Origin of the sequence: Rhizohabitans arisaemae (genome assembly GCF_025996515.1) — a bacterium.
In the GTDB taxonomy this organism is placed as follows: domain Bacteria; phylum Actinomycetota; class Actinomycetes; order Streptosporangiales; family Streptosporangiaceae; genus Rhizohabitans; species Rhizohabitans arisaemae.
In genome coordinates, this window is the sequence record NZ_BLRH01000034.1 from 589,212 (window position 1) to 603,658 (window position 14,447).

General features: G+C 71.1%; 11 protein-coding genes and 1 pseudogene. 5 read left to right on the forward strand and 7 right to left on the reverse strand.

Annotation, left to right across the window (positions count from 1 at the left end):
* Positions 1-177: 177 nt before the first annotated feature.
* The 3 genes and pseudogenes from RUR_RS18270 to RUR_RS18280 form a co-directional block, all read right to left on the reverse strand.
* Positions 178-744, reverse strand: a pseudogene (locus tag RUR_RS18270) (class I SAM-dependent methyltransferase); the annotation flags it as partial.
* A gap of 545 nt (positions 745-1,289) precedes the next feature.
* The gene (locus RUR_RS18275; protein WP_283136282.1) at positions 1,290-3,551 is read right to left on the reverse strand and encodes a serine/threonine-protein kinase; all 2,262 of its coding nucleotides are present in this window, start codon (positions 3,549-3,551) and stop codon (positions 1,290-1,292) included.
* 202 nt (positions 3,552-3,753) lie between these two features.
* Entirely contained in the window at positions 3,754-4,269 is a 516-nt protein-coding gene (locus tag RUR_RS18280) for an NUDIX hydrolase (RefSeq protein WP_283136283.1), read from the reverse strand.
* A 76-nt stretch (positions 4,270-4,345) separates the two neighbouring features.
* On the opposite strand from RUR_RS18280, the gene RUR_RS18285 reads away from it, so the two are divergent.
* The gene (locus RUR_RS18285) at positions 4,346-4,504 is read left to right on the forward strand and encodes a hypothetical protein (RefSeq protein WP_283136284.1); all 159 of its coding nucleotides are present in this window, start codon (positions 4,346-4,348) and stop codon (positions 4,502-4,504) included.
* 111 nt (positions 4,505-4,615) lie between these two features.
* Here RUR_RS18285 and RUR_RS18290 read toward each other — a convergent pair whose 3' ends face one another.
* Complete coding sequence (locus RUR_RS18290) at positions 4,616-5,332, reverse strand: TetR/AcrR family transcriptional regulator C-terminal domain-containing protein (protein WP_283136285.1); 717 nt, start codon at positions 5,330-5,332, stop codon at positions 4,616-4,618.
* Positions 5,333-5,540: 208 nt separating this feature from the next.
* Between RUR_RS18290 and RUR_RS18295 the strand changes: the two genes are divergently transcribed.
* Complete coding sequence (locus RUR_RS18295) at positions 5,541-6,827, forward strand: flavin-containing monooxygenase (RefSeq protein ID WP_283136286.1); 1,287 nt, start codon at positions 5,541-5,543, stop codon at positions 6,825-6,827.
* A gap of 42 nt (positions 6,828-6,869) precedes the next feature.
* Here the strand turns inward: RUR_RS18295 and RUR_RS18300 are convergent, their stop codons facing one another.
* Both RUR_RS18300 and RUR_RS18305 read right to left on the reverse strand, forming a co-directional pair.
* Positions 6,870-7,319, reverse strand: a complete 450-nt coding sequence (locus RUR_RS18300; protein WP_283136287.1) for a nuclear transport factor 2 family protein — start codon at positions 7,317-7,319, stop codon at positions 6,870-6,872.
* Positions 7,320-7,402: 83 nt separating this feature from the next.
* A complete protein-coding gene (locus RUR_RS18305) occupies positions 7,403-8,647 on the reverse strand; it encodes an MFS transporter (protein ID WP_283136288.1) in 1,245 nt (414 codons plus the stop codon).
* A 131-nt stretch (positions 8,648-8,778) separates the two neighbouring features.
* Between RUR_RS18305 and RUR_RS18310 the strand changes: the two genes are divergently transcribed.
* Both RUR_RS18310 and RUR_RS18315 read left to right on the forward strand, forming a co-directional pair.
* Complete coding sequence (locus RUR_RS18310) at positions 8,779-10,221, forward strand: amidase (protein ID WP_283136289.1); 1,443 nt, start codon at positions 8,779-8,781, stop codon at positions 10,219-10,221.
* A 348-nt stretch (positions 10,222-10,569) separates the two neighbouring features.
* A complete protein-coding gene (locus RUR_RS18315; protein ID WP_283136290.1) occupies positions 10,570-12,093 on the forward strand; it encodes a beta-N-acetylhexosaminidase in 1,524 nt (507 codons plus the stop codon).
* Positions 12,094-12,354: 261 nt separating this feature from the next.
* Here RUR_RS18315 and RUR_RS18320 read toward each other — a convergent pair whose 3' ends face one another.
* Positions 12,355-13,251: an alpha/beta hydrolase gene (locus RUR_RS18320; protein ID WP_283136291.1), complete on the reverse strand. Its 897-nt coding sequence runs from the start codon at positions 13,249-13,251 to the stop codon at positions 12,355-12,357.
* Between the two features lie 97 nt (positions 13,252-13,348).
* On the opposite strand from RUR_RS18320, the gene RUR_RS18325 reads away from it, so the two are divergent.
* A complete protein-coding gene (locus tag RUR_RS18325) occupies positions 13,349-14,383 on the forward strand; it encodes a helix-turn-helix domain-containing protein (RefSeq protein ID WP_283136292.1) in 1,035 nt (344 codons plus the stop codon).
* The last annotated feature ends 64 nt before the right edge of the window (positions 14,384-14,447 follow it).

Sequence of the window (14,447 nt, forward strand, 5' to 3'; positions counted from 1 at the left end):
GCGGTAGTCCGCTCCGTACCGCCGGCGCATGTCGATCTCTTCGTGGAGTGCCGCGAGGGCCTTGACCATCCCGGGATACTCCGGGTCCGCGGTGGCGGCCCGCTCGGTGAGCGGGGTGTAGTACTCGTCCCACCAGTCCTCGTCCGGCAGCGGCAGGTAGGCGCCGATCCGGTATCCCGCTTCCTGCGCCGCGCGGGCGTTGCCGTCATGGGTGCGCAGGGAGTAATGGGTGTCCCAGAAGGCGCGGACCTGCGGGGAGGGAGTGGGGGTGCTCCATTCGGCCTCGGTGACGACGAGCACCCCGCCGGGGGCGAGGAGGCGGCGCCAGAGCCGCAGCGCCACGTCGAAACCGATGTTGTAGACCGACCCTTCCGCCCAGATCACGTCGAACCCGTGATCGGGGAACGGCAGCCGGTCCATGGACCACCTGAGTGCCCGGATTCGGGACTCAAGCCCTTGGCGTGCCGCCGCGGCGGTCAGCTCGCCGAGGAAAGGCCGATGCAGGTCGACGGCGGTCACGTGGCCGCCGGTCTCGGCGGCCAGCAGCAGCGCGGAGCGGCCGGGGCCGCAGCCCAGGTCCAGGATCCGCGGCCGCTCGGGGAGCGGTCCCGCCAGGTCCAGCAGCTGCCGGGTGACGGCGTCGGAGCCGGGCCCCTGCCGGGGCAGACCGTGGTGCAGGACGAAGAACGCCGAGGTCGGCGGTGCGCCGTCCGCATTCGGTGCCGGGGTGTCGTTGTGGTTCACGCCTGCCCCCGGAAAAGGGTCCGCGCACCTTGTGCCGGGATCGGCTCGATAGACGGGAAGCCGGTGGCCGAAACCACGATGTGGCTTGCCAGGGCATGGAACGAAAAAGCAAGGAATCCAGAAGACAACGGAGAGACCCTTGAAAAGGGGCCCCGATGGGCACAAGCCGCTCAAGCCACCGGCAGAAGCCGATGGGGAAACGTCAGGTCAGACCGGGACCCGGGACATAAGGATGGTCCGGGCGCTGCCCACGGCAGCGGTCACCACGACGGCCATCAACCCACCTCCCGAATGGCTTCAGCATTCCGCTGAAGGTCTCTGCGTCACGCAACCTTAGCATGCCTTCGACCGCCTCCAGCCCGGCCGCTCCGGCGACGAGGTAGGCCAGGCCGAGGCCGAGGCCACCACGGCTCCCACCAGGACTGGTGTCCACGGTCGGCGCTTGGGGCGGTCCGGAGTCGGCGGACCTATCCGACGACGGCGACGCCGGGTTCCGTCCCGAGGACGTCGCCGTGCCACCCCCGGAAAGCACCTGACCAGGTCGGCTACCTGGCCACCACCGCGGCGACCGCCGCAAGCGCCCCGGCTTGGCCGGAGGGGTCGGGGATGCTCCGGGCGATCCGTTCGGCCTCGACCGGGTCGTGGTCGGCGACCGCTTCGGCGATCGACCGCAACGCCCAGCCCTGACGGCCGTGGGGGTCGGCCATGGTGCGGACGATGTGCTCGGCTTGGCGGAACAGGGTGTGGCCCAGCCCCCGGTCCTGTCCGGCCACCACCGCGCCGATCTTCCACAGCGCGCGGGCCCGATCCAAGGGGATTTCGATGCCGTGGGCGACGTCCGCCGCCTCGGACAGGAACGCGTCGGCCCGATCCCGATCGTGTCCCGCCACGACCGCGCCGATCTCCCGCAACGCCCTGGCCCGGAACAACGGGTCGCCGACGGTACGGGCGATGCGCCCGGCCTCCGCCACGTCGTACCCGGCCACCGTGACGGCGACCCTCCGTAGCGCCTCGGCCAGGTGCGGTGGTTCGTTGATGGTCCGGGCGATGCGCTCGGCCTCAGCCGGATCGTACACCGCCACCACCGCGGCGACACGGCAGACCTGTGCGGTGAAGCCCCAGGTACGGGCGATCCGGGCGGACTCCGCCGGGTCGTGCCCGGCCATGACACCGGTGATCGACTCCAAGGCCCTGGGCTGGGCCTGCGCGACGCGTACGGCTTTGGCGAGCACCTTGAGGGCGCGGTCTCGGTCACGTCCGGCCACCACCGCGCCGATCATCCCCAACGCCCAGGCCCGGATGGCGGTGTCGGTGATGGTACGGGCGATGCGCTCGGCCTCCACCGGGTTCTCCCCCGCCGTCATCACTGCGGCCCGCCACAACGCCCAGCGCCGTCGCTCGGGGTCGGCGACGCCTCTGGCGATGCGCTCGGCCTCGGCCTGGTCGTACACCACGGCGGCGATCTCTTGCATCGCCTCGGACCGGCGGGCGGGGTCGCCGACGGTCCCGGCGACGAGTTCGGCTTCGGCGAGCAGCGTGTGCGCCCGCTTCCGGTCGTACCTGGCCACCGCCGCGCCGATCGCCGCCAAGGCCGAAGCCCGGAACGCCGGATCGGTGATGGCACGGGCGATGCGTTCGGCCTCCTTCGGGTCGTACCCTGCGACCACTCCGGCCATCCGCCCCAGCGCCCAGACCTGGGTGGGGGGATCGGTGATGGTACGGGCGATGCGTTCGGCCTCTTTCGGGTCGTGTCCCGCGACCACTTCGGCGATCCTCCGCAACACGTCGGCCTGAGCGGAGTGGGAGGTGACGGTACGGGCGTCCCGTTCGGCTTCGGCGAGGAGGCCGTGTGCCCGCTTCCAGTCGTATCCGGCCGCCTCCGCGCCGATCTCCCGCAGCGCCGAAGCCCGGAACGCCGGATCGGTGATGGTACGGGCGATGCGCTCGGCCTCCGGCAGGCGACGGGAAAGGGAACCGGCGGCTCGCAGCGCCGCGGCGGTTTGGGCGGCGCCGGCGGGGCGTTCGAGGGGCTCGGAGGCGAGGAGCGCCGCGACGATGCGATCGACGTCGGCGCCGGCGCCGGGTCGCAGTCTGCTGGGTGGGCCGGGGTTTCCGCCGGCCATGCTGTGGGCCGGAACCCGTCCGTCGTCCGCAGGGAAGACGGTCAGGCCGGTGATCAGGTGGTGGAGCGTGGCACCGACGGCGTACAGGTCGGCGCGGTAGTCGAACCGCCACCCCTTGAGCTGTTCCGGCGCCAGGTAGGCAGGGGTGCCCGGCTGGAAGCCGGTCCGGGTCAGGCCCGCGGTGCCGAAGTCGCACACCTTGATCGTGCCGTCCGCCAGCAGCATCAGGTTGGCGGGGGTGACGTTGCCGTGGACCACACCCGCACCGTGTGCGGCCGCCAAGGCGTCGCAGGCCTGCGCCATGTAGTCCAGCACATCCTTCACCGGGAGCCCGCCGGGCCGTTCGTCCAGAAGCGTCTTCAGGTCGCGGCCGTCGAGGTACTCCTGAACCAGGAAGAGACGGACCGGTGCCGAACCGTCCCCGCGAGCCTCCCGATGTTCCCCCAGGTCGTACACGGCGGCGATGTTGCGGTGGTTCAGCCGGGCGGCGGCCTCCCCCTCGCTGCGGAAGCGCTCCGCCACCCCCTCGTCCAAGGTGGCACCGGCTCGGAGCAGCTTGACCGCCACCCGCCGCCGCAGGTCCCGGTCGAAGCCGAGCCAGGTCTCACCTGTCCCGCCACGACCCGCGAGCGCGTCCAACCGATACCGGCCCGCCAGCATGACCCCAGCCTTGACGGTCGTCACGCCAGCCCGGTCTCATCAGACGGTCCGGGCACGGAAAGGACGAGCGAGCGGTCGGCGAGCGGAGCGGCCAGGGGCGGGAGTGCCGCACCCGCACACTGGTCTCCCGGCTCGCCACAGCCGCATCCTGCCGTCCCGTCATTGCTTCCGGCGGCCAGAACACCGAACGCCACCGAGATGACGGGATCGGTGTTCCCGGGAAGGGTCACGTCCAGATCTCCAGCGGCTCGTCGATCCTCTCACCAGCGAGAAAGCGGGTCAGCAGGCGGGGAAGTTCGCGGGGATAGAACCGGTCGGTGCCGGCGACCACCTCGGCGATCGGCCACCAGCGAAAGTCGAAGTAGTCCTCTTTCTCGTAGTCCAGCCGGTCGCGGTCGTCGATGTCGGGTCCCGATCCGGCCAGCCGGATCTCGACGACGAGCTCGTGTTGGAGATGGCGGACGTCGCGGTGGCGGAATGAGCCGTCGCGGGTCCAGGTCGGCGCCCCGATCTGTTCGTCGTCGACCGTGATGCCTGTCTCCTCGCGTAGTTCGCGCAGGGCGGCTTGACGGTAGTTCTCGCCGGGGTCGATGCCGCCCCCAGGCAGTTCCCACCACTGGCCGAGTTCCGGAGCGGTGATCTCGCGGGTGTGGAACAGCAGGATCCGGTCGAGAGCGTCTCGCACGACCAGCCGCACGACGTCGCGCTCCACGATCGGCAGATCCCGCGGCAGTCGGGCCATCGGGTATCGCCCCCTCCGTATGCGCTCGGCGTGCCTGTGAGCATGGAGACGGTCGCCGCATCATCATCGACGGCTTGTGGAGACAATCGAATACCGTACGGCGGCCGCTGGGCACAGCGTAGCCATCGGCGAGGCGATCCCCCTCACGCGCCAGGCCCTCGCCGAACCCGCCTCCGTCCGGTTCGAGCACAAACCCGAACTCGCCCTCGACGGCATCGCCTCCCGCCGCCCATAAGACCTGTGGCACTGTACGGCCGGCTGATCGGCCTGGCGCAGCCCGTACCCCTGCTTCGATCGCTACGCCGTTCCGCCGACGTGTGGTGTCCCATGGCTGCCTCGGGCCGGATCAGGAGTCCGGGTTGGTGGCTTTCGCCTGGGTGGCGCGCAGCTCGACGGCGTCCAGAAGCAAGCCCAAGGTGATCTCGAACTGGTCTTCCTCGTCGACCTGGGCCAGGTGGGGTGCCACTTCGGCCAGATGGGGGTAGAGGGAGGGCGAGGCGAGCAGATACTCGCGCTGCCAGGCCTCGCGGTCGCCCCGCCGTTCTTCCTCGCCGACCGTGGCCAGTGTCGCTTCGAAGGACGAATACGCCAGGCCCACGTCGACCAGTGCACGGTAGTAGGAGGCGGCTTCCCGTCCGCGTAGACCGGCCTGGAACAAGGCCTCGACGATCCAGTTCGCTCCCCGGAACTCCGCCTCACGCCGGGAGGTCCGGGTGGCCACGAGCGCGGCGACCTTGGGGTGGGCCAGGCAGGCCCGGCGTAGCCTGCGCGCGAGGTCGGCGATGGTGTCGCGCCAGTGCGCGGCCGGGGTGAATCCCCGGTGCGACTCCTCCAGGAGCCGGTTGGTCAGCGCGAGCAGCAGGTCGTCTTTGTTGCCGAAGTGGCGAAGCACGGCGGTGTGGTCGACCTGGAGTTCGGCGCCGAGGCGCCTGAAGGTCAAGGCGTCGGCGCCTTCGGTCTCCACGATCCGCAGCGCGGTCTCCACCATCAGTTCCGGCGTCAGGAAGTTCAGCGATCGGCGTTTGCGTCCGCCCGACGCGGTGCGGGTGGTGTCTGTGGTCACGGACTCATCGTAGCCGCCTCAACAGCCAGCGTTGACACCATTGGTGCTTGGTCTGGCATCTTTGCACCATTGGTGACACCATTGGTGCGAAATACAGAGAGGCCACACCGTCATGCCGAAGGAAACACCGAAGGACACGCCGACATCGTCGCCACCGGACGCACGTCCGAAGGCCGCGCGGAGGGCATCCGCCGAACGGTCGGTCGCCGTGATCGGGGCCGGTCCCTCCGGGCTCGCCGTCGTCAAGGCCCTCCGTGACCGGGACATCCCGGTGACCTGCTTCGAACGTGGCAGCCGGATCGGCGGACTGTGGGTGTTCGAAGGGGTGAACGGCACCTCGCCCGCCTACAGCACCCTGCACCTCAACTCCAGCCGCACCCGCACCGAGTTCGCCGACCACCCGATGCCCGGCGACTGGCCCCACTATCCCCACCACACGCAGATCGCCTCCTACCTGAACGACTACGCCGAGCGCTTCGACCTGCTCGGCGCCGTCCGGCTCGACAGCGACGTCGAGGCCGTCACCCGGGAGGACGACGGCACCTGGACCGTCACCGGTACGGGCCCCGGCGGGCGCTTCCGGCACTCGTTCACCGCGGTGGTCGCGGCCAGCGGCCACAACTGGGAAGCCCGGTGGCCCACGCCGTACCCCGGCACCTTCGGCGGGGACCAGATGCACAGCCACGACTATCGTTCGCCCCGGCAACTCGCCGGAAAACGGGTGCTCGTGGTCGGTGGGGGAAACTCGGCCATGGACATCGCGGTGGACTCCTCCCACCACGCGGTCCACACCACGCTCTCGATCCGCGAGGGCGTGTGGGTGATCCCCAAACATCTCCTCGGCCGACCGAGCGACACCCTGGGCGCACTCACCCGGCGCCTCCCGTGGCAGGCCCGGCAGGTACTGCTGGAACGGGTGCTGCGCACCATCGTGGGACCGCCGCAGCACTACGGCCTGCCCGCGCCCCGGCACGGGCTGCTCGCCGCGCACCCGACGTTGTCGGACTCCCTGCTCGCCCGCATCACCCACGGCGAGATCACCCCGGCGCCGGGTATCCGGGCGCTCGACGGGGACGCGGTGGTCTTCGACGACGGCGCCCGCCGTGAGATCGACCTCATCGTCTGGTGCACCGGCTACGAGGTCACGATCCCCTACCTGCGACCCGAGCAGATTCCCGGCAGCCCCGAGGCGATGACCCTGTATCTGAAGATCTTCCCGCCGGATGCCGAGGGCCTCTACTTCGCGGGCTACACCCAGTCCACCGGATCGGCGTTCCCGGTCGGCGAGGCCCAGGCCAGACTGATCGCCGCCCACGTCGCCGGGGCCTACCGCCTGCCGCCGCGCCAGGTCCGGCTCGCCCGGTACCGCCGGGACGTACGGGCGGCGCGGGAGCGCTGGGGCGACAAGCGTCCGGCGATGCGGATCGACGGGGACGAGTACATCGGACTGCTGCGCCGGGAACTCTCCGGCTCCGGAGTCCGGGGCTCCCGGTGACACCGCCTCGGGGCGGACCGCGCGGTCCGCCCCGAGGCACTCTCAGGTGATGTCGGCGATCCGCTTGGTGTCGGAGTAGAGGGGCAGCATCCGGGTGATTCTGCCGTCCCGCACCCGGTAGACGTCACACACGGTGAGATCGAACCGTTCACCGGTGCGCACCGCCGTACCCGCGAACCGGGCCAGGCCCAGCACCAGCACTCCGTCCGGGTGCGGTGTGGCGGAATCCTCGACCATCTCCTGCATGGGCGTGATCACCTCCACGTGTGTGTCGGCGACCAGCGGGGCGATGGCCTCGGTGACCGCGCGCAGCGCGCCGGCGCCGGTGTAGGTGCCGCCGTACGGCAGGCCGTCGGCCTCGACGATCTCCAGGTCGTCGGCCAGATACGGCGCGACCAGGCTCCAGTCGGCGACGCCGGTGGCAAGGTATCCGGCTTTGAGCTTCTCGAAGGTCTCCAGGTACTCGACGACGAGTTCGACGGGGGTGGTCATGGCGTTGGGTCCTTCCGATCGAGGTCTGCTGAACACGAGAGGGTCGGGGGAAGGCGGAGCCCTGGCCGTATCCGGGCGGAGCCTCACCGGGCGGCCCGCACGCGGCGCACCAGCAGCGCGCCGACGATCCCGGCGAGCGCGCCGGCGAGGAACAGCAGCGGATAGCCGCCGAAGGCGATCAGCATCGGGGCGAACACCGGGGCGACGGACTGCGGAAGCACCGCGGCGACGTTGGCGACGCCGAGGTCCTTGCCGACGTCGTCGCTGCTGGGCAGGACCTGCACGATGAGGGCGAGGTCCACCGCGTAGAAGCATCCGCTGCCCAGCCCGCACAGGCCCTGGCCGAGCAGGCTCCATTCAGGCGTCGGCGCGAGCACGATCACCAGCAGTCCGAGCGAGGCGAGCACCGCCGAGCCGAACACGAACACCTTGCGGCGTCCGAGCCGGTCCGACCAGACGCCGCACACCAGGGCCGCGGCCATCGCGGCCAGGCTGAACACGAGGTTCGCCAGAAACACGTGCCAGGGCACCTCGGCTTCGGCCACCCCGAAGTGGTCGGTGAACAGATAGGGCAGGTAGGTCAGAGTGATCGCCTGGGAGAGGCAGAACAGGAAGCGGGTGCACACGGCCCAGCCCATGTCCGGGTGGCGCCGGCGGTCGAACCAGAGCAGTCCGGTCGTCCGCCGTCGGGGTTTCGGGCCGGCGGACGGCAGGGTCCGGTCGCGCAGCAGGACAACCAGGACGAGCACCGAGACCAGTCCGAGCAGCGCGGGGACCATGAACTGGAGCGCGATCCCGGCGAACACCACCGGCAGGAACGTGCCCACGATGTAGGACGCGTTCTGGGTGAGGCTGAACACCCCGGCCAGGGCGCCGCGCCGTTCGGGCGGCACCTGGTCGGGCAGGGTCGCGGCGAGTGCGGCCAGCACGACGTTGTACCCGACCTGGGCCACGCACCAGGCGCCGAGCAGCCGCGGGATGGAGTCCGACAGGACGACCAGGTAGGTTCCGGCGGTGCCGGTCAGCATGCCGCCGAGCAGCCAGGGGCGGCGCATGCCGTACCGGCTTCCGGTTCGGTCTGAAAGCCGTCCGGCAACCGGCGAGACCAGGATGCCGATGAACGCGGCGACCCCGAGGACCAGGCTGAGGCTCGCGGCCTTGCCGTCCGGATCGACCTGCTGGACTTTGAGCGCCATGGTGATGTTCAGCGGGGTCAGCAAGGCCACGAAAAGGCCGAAGCTCGCCATGGAGGCGCCGGCGACATAGCGGCGCGAGAGCCGATCCGGGCCGGGGTGGGCGGCCTCGGCGGCTGAGGTGACAACAGACATCTGAGGCTCCCGGTACGCGAAAGTACGGCCGTTTCCCGGCCAAAGAGTTAACAACATTGGTGTCAACTGTGGTGCTAGGATGACCTGCGACACCGCTGGTGTCAACGGTGGTGCTTAGTGATGGGAGTCCAATGCACGACACAGAGCTGGCCTATCTGCCCGCCACGACGGCCCTGGCCATGTTCCGGGCCCGCACCCTGTCCCCGGTCGAACTGCTGGACGCGGTCATCGCCCGGGCGGAGCGGGTCGAACCGGCCGTCAACGCCTTCACCGAGGAGCTGTACGGCGAGGCGCGGGATCAGGCCAAGATCGCCGAGGCCCGCTACCTGGGACGGGACGGCGGCCCACGGGCCCTGGAAGGGCTGCCGGTCGCGGTCAAGGAAGAGCAATCGATCGCAGGCCGAAGCGAGACCTCGGGGTCACTGCTGCTGCGGGACAACATCGCGACCGAAACCCACCCGGTCGTCGAGCGGGTGGTCGCCGCCGGCGGCCTCGTCCACGCCCGCACCACAACGCCGGAATTCTCCTGCGTGTCCTTCACGCACAGCAGACTGTGGGGGGTCACCCGCAACCCGTGGAACCTCGACTACTCACCGGGCGGCTCCTCGGGCGGCGCGGGAGCGGCACTCGCCGCGGGTACCACCACCCTGGCCACCGGATCCGACATCGGCGGATCGATCCGCATCCCCGCATCCTTTTGCGGTGTGGTGGGATTCAAGCCGCCCTACGGCAGGGTGCCGAGTCTGCCGCCCTTCAACCTCGACCACTACTGCCACGAAGGCCCGATGGCCCGGACCGTCGCCGACACCGTCCTGCTGCAGAACGTCCTCACCGGCCCGCACCCCGCCGACCACGCGTCCCTCGGTCCCGCGGTCCACGTCCCCGCGGCCGTAACGGCGGCCGGCATGCGGGTGGCACTCGCCGTGTACCCCGGTGACCTGCCCGTCGACCCCGAAGTCGCGGCCAACACCCGAGCCGCCGCGCAGTCCCTGGCCGACGCCGGGGTCATCGTCCGCGAGGTCGAGCTCTCCTGGACCCGAGCCGAGCTCAGCCGGGCCGCCTGGGCGCACTACGCCACCGTCTTCGGCCCGGTCGTGGCCCAGGCCGAGGCGGCGGCACCCGACCTGCTCAACCCCTACACCCGCGAGTTCCTCCGCCAGTGCCGTACCGGGCCGGCCGGCACCACCTACGTCGAGGGTCTCCACTTCGAGGCCAGGATCCACGCGGAACTGGCCGAACTGTTCCGGACCCACGACGCTCTGCTGCTGCCCACCACGGCCGTCCCCGCCTTCCTCGCCGGCGACGAATACACCGACACGGTCGTGACGGTGGACGGGGTCGAACTCGGCTACTACGCGGAGGCCGCCATCACCGTCCCGTTCAACATGGCCGGCCGCTGCCCCGTGCTCTCCGTCCCGTCCGGCTTCGCCTCCACCGGCGTACCCACCGGACTGCAGATCGTCGGCCGCACCTACGACGACGCCACGGTCTTCGCCCTGGCCGCCGCGCTCGAACGCACCCGGCCGTGGGCGTACGGCCCCGGCCGCCACCCGGTCGTCACCCCTCCGGCCTGATCCCGATCACGCCGGAGGGCGTACGGCTTCCACCCGGCCGGATCGGCTGCCTGGTCCACCCCGTTCCCCTGGTGAGGGCGACCCGCTCGCGAGAGACGATCGCGGCCGGCTGGGCTTCTTCCCCCCGGCACCGGACCGGCCGAATCCGGCCCTGCCTCCGGTCCAAGAGCTCGTCGGACGCGGGCGCCGGGTCGGATTCACCACCGGCGTCCGGCAGCGAACCGGTCAGCCAGGGCCGTCTCCAAGGTGTCCGATGCGGACCGGCCAAGGCTCCCCTGCTTCAGGCCTTCAGGGACTTCAGGCGTTCAGGCGATGGTGCGAATCACACGGCGAGATCAGAATGGCGATATGGCGCCAGAGGTGAACCTGATTCCCGCCCCGCGTCGTATCGAACCGACCGGAGGGTCGGGGCCGTTCGCCGGGGAAGTGCGTACCGGCGTCGATCCTTCGCTCGCGCCTGAGGGATATCGGCTTACCGTCACCGCCGACGGCGCCGAGATCGTCGGCGGTACGGAGGCAGGGGTCTTCTGGGGGCGCCAGACCCTGCGGCAACTGCTCGGCCTGGACGCCTTTCGCCGTGCCCCGATTGAGCGGGAACCGGTCACGGTGCCCTATCTGATCGTCGAGGACGCGCCGCGTTTCGGATGGCGCGGCTTCATGCTGGACGTCGCACGGCATTTCCTGCCCAAGGACGACGTGCTGCGCTATGTCGACCTGCTGGCCGCCCACAAGCTCAACGTCCTGCACCTTCATCTCACCGACGACCAGGGCTGGCGCATCGAGATCGCACGGTACCCCCGGCTGACCGAGGTCGGCGCGTGGCGGCCGAGGACCCGGATGGGCTGGGGCGAACCGGCGATGTGGGACGAGCGGCCGCACGGCGGTTTCTACACCCGCGACGATCTGCGGGAGATCGTCGCGTACGCGGCTGGGCGGCACGTCACGGTCGTCCCGGAAATCGACCTGCCCGGCCATGCGCAGGCGGCCATCGCCGCCTACCCCGAACTGGGCAACTCCGACGTCGTCGACACCGCGGCGCTGGAGGTGAAGACCGACTGGGGCTTCAACCGCAACGTGCTGGCCCCCACCGACGCCGTGCTGCGTTTCTACGAGGGCGTCCTGGAAGAGGTGCTGGAGATCTTCCCCGGCCCATTCGTGCACATCGGCGGGGACGAGTGTTTCAAGGACCAGTGGCGGGCGTCCCCCACGGCCCAGGCACGCATCCGCGACCTGGGGCTGAAGGACGAGGACGGGCTCCAGTCCTGGATGATCCGCCACTACGACCACTGGCTCACCGCACGTGGCCGCCGCCTCATCGGCTGGGACGAGATCCTGGAGGGCGGATTGGCGGAGGGCGCCGCCGTCATGTGCTGGCGTTGGTACACGGGCGGCGTCGCGGCCGCGGAGGCCGGCCACGATGTGGTGATGTGCCCGCAGCAGGAGGTCTACCTCGACCACGTCCAGGCCGACGGCGCCGAGGAGCCCGTACCGTTCGGGTGGGTGCACACGCTGGAGGACGTCTACCGGTTCGAACCCATCCCGCCGCGGCTGGCCGGGACACCCCACGCGGCCCGGGTCATCGGCACCCAGGCCAACCTGTGGACCGAGGTCGCCGAGGACCGCGGCCGGGTCGACTACCAGACCTTCCCCCGGCTCGTCGCGTTCGCCGAAGTGGCCTGGTCCGAGCTGCCACACCCGGACGAACGCGACTTCGCCGGCTTCGAGCGGCGAATGAACGCGGCCCACTACGCCCGCCTGGACGCGCTGGGCGTCGCCTACCGCCCGCCCACCGGACCCCGCCCCTGGCAGCGGCGGCCCGGTGTTCCGGGACGGATGCACGACCGGCCCCGGCGGACCTGGCGAACGGCCTGACCCACCACCCGAGACCGTCGCCGGGGACGAGGCCTCGGTTCGCTCCTCGGCTACCGGCTCATTCGCTCGCCGCCGGTGTCAGGGAGACGTTCCAGTAGTCGGCGTAGCGGCTCGTCGTGGCTTCCTTCGTCCACAATCCGGCCGCCGTCCAGGAAGACGATGCGATCGGCGCGCCGCTTGTGGCCGCCGGCGCGAGGCCACCGAACTCGACCGGTCTGCACGGTGGCGGCCAAGCCGACGGGCGGGAACGCCGCACCGTCCTCACCCGGCCAGGGCGCGTCGCAGAGCCGTGCAGAGTTCGGCGATCTGCCGCTGGGACACCTCGGCGGACAGCAGCGCGTGCGATCCGTGGAAGGTTCCGGCCCACTGGTGGAGTTCGACCGGCACTCCCGCCTGCAGCAGGCGCAGCGCGTACACGATGTTCTCGTCGCGGTTGGGGCAGAACTCCGCGGCCGCGATGTAGGCGGGGGGCAGACCGGACAGGTCGGCGGCACGCGCCGGGGCGGCGTACGGCGTGGCGGGCGCGCCGCCCAGGTAGTGCCGCCACGCCGCGGTGACCGCGTCGCGATTCATCCAGGGCGTGTCGGTGAAGTGCCGCGCCGACCACGTCTCCTGCCGGTCGTCGAGCCCGGGCTGGTTGAGCAACTGGAATCGGATCGACGGCCCGTTTTGATCACGCGCTCGCAGTGCGATCCCGGCCGCGATTCCCGCGCCGGCGCTGTGACCGCCCACCGCGATCCGATCCGGGTCGACGCCAAGCTCGGCCGCGTGCTCGACCGTCCAGTTCAGCGCGGCGTAGGCGTCGTCCAGGGCGGCCGGGTACGGATGTTCGGGGGCCAGGCGGTAGGCCACCGAGATCACCACCGCGCCGGAGCCGTCCGCGATCCGGGCGGCCCACGGATGCTCGGTGTCCAGGTCGCCCATGACCCATCCGCCGCCGTGCAGCCACACGACGGCGCCCTGCGCCCGGTGCGGGCGGTAGATCCGCACCGCCACGTCCGGGTCGGCGGGCACCGTACGGTCCTCGATCCGCATGTCGGCGGTGTCCGGTGCCGGCACCGCGCCGGCCAGCTCGGCGAGCTTCCTGCGCGCGGCGACCGGGTCGGTCAGGTCGGCTCGGGGGAACAGCGGAATGAATGCTTCCAGTTCGGGATCCATGCCGACCATCCTCACGGAGGCCATCCCGAAGATCAGCCGACATCCGTCGCGAACGTCACGCCGATCACGCACCGATCGGCGCGCCTATGCTCGTGTCATGGAGGCACTGGCCGAACGGCTCTCGCACCTGGATTCGCAAGCCGAAGGCGCGATCCGCGTCGTCATGTACTACGACACCCTGATGCGCCGCCGGGTGGACCTCCCGGCGCTCGCCCGGGCCTCGGCGGGCCTGGCCGAGTGCGTGGCCGGGATCCGGCTCCACGGCACGGGACGGGTGATCCGCGCCTCGCCCGACGGCAGGGAGGCACCCGCCCCGCCGCCACCCCCGTCCGGCACGGCGCCGATCACGCTCGACGAGGAGGAGATCGGCACGGTGTGGCTGGAACGTCCCGGCCCACCGGGCCCGCTCGACGACATGCTGCTGGACCGGCTCGCCATCGCCGCTGCGGCGGTCGTCGAACGGTACGGCCCGGCCCGCACCACGATGGCCGACCCCGCCCTCGTCGAGCTGGTGATCAGCGCCGACGGTGACGAGGCGGCCAGAGCCCGGGCGCTACGGCTCCTGGGCTTCCCCGCCGACCTGCCGGTCCGAGTCGTCGCCGTACGGTCTCGGCTTCCGCTCGACCAGGTCGGCGGCCTGGTCTGCCCGGCTCGCCCGGTGAAGGCGGCCCCGCTCGCCGACGTGGGCGTGCTGCTGGCCACCACCGTGGACGCGGCCCGGTTTCCGGCAGGCGTACGCGCGGGCATCGGCGCCGCCGGAAGCCCCGACCTATCCTGGCGGCAAGCCCGTACCGCCCTCCGCTTCACCACCCCGCGCCGGCCGGTCGTCCCCTACGACGGCCTGGGCGCGCTGGCGCTGCTCGCACAGGTGCCCCGGGACGCCGCACGCGACAACGCCGACGTGGCGGCGATCGCCCGAACGGCCGGCAACCCGGAAGATCTGGAGACTCTGGACGCCTACTGCGAAACCGGCTCCCTCCGCCGGGCCGCCGACCTTCTCCACCTGCACCACAGCAGCGTCTCCCGCCGGCTCGAGCAGATCGGGAAGACGCTGGACATCGAGCTCACCGAGCCCACCGGACTGCTCCGGGCCAGGCTCGCCCTCACCGCGTGGCGGCTGCTCGACGACTGAGGACGAGCCGTCCGGCGGCGGTCCGGCACACGCGATCAGATCCTCATCCACCTCGCAGGGCAGG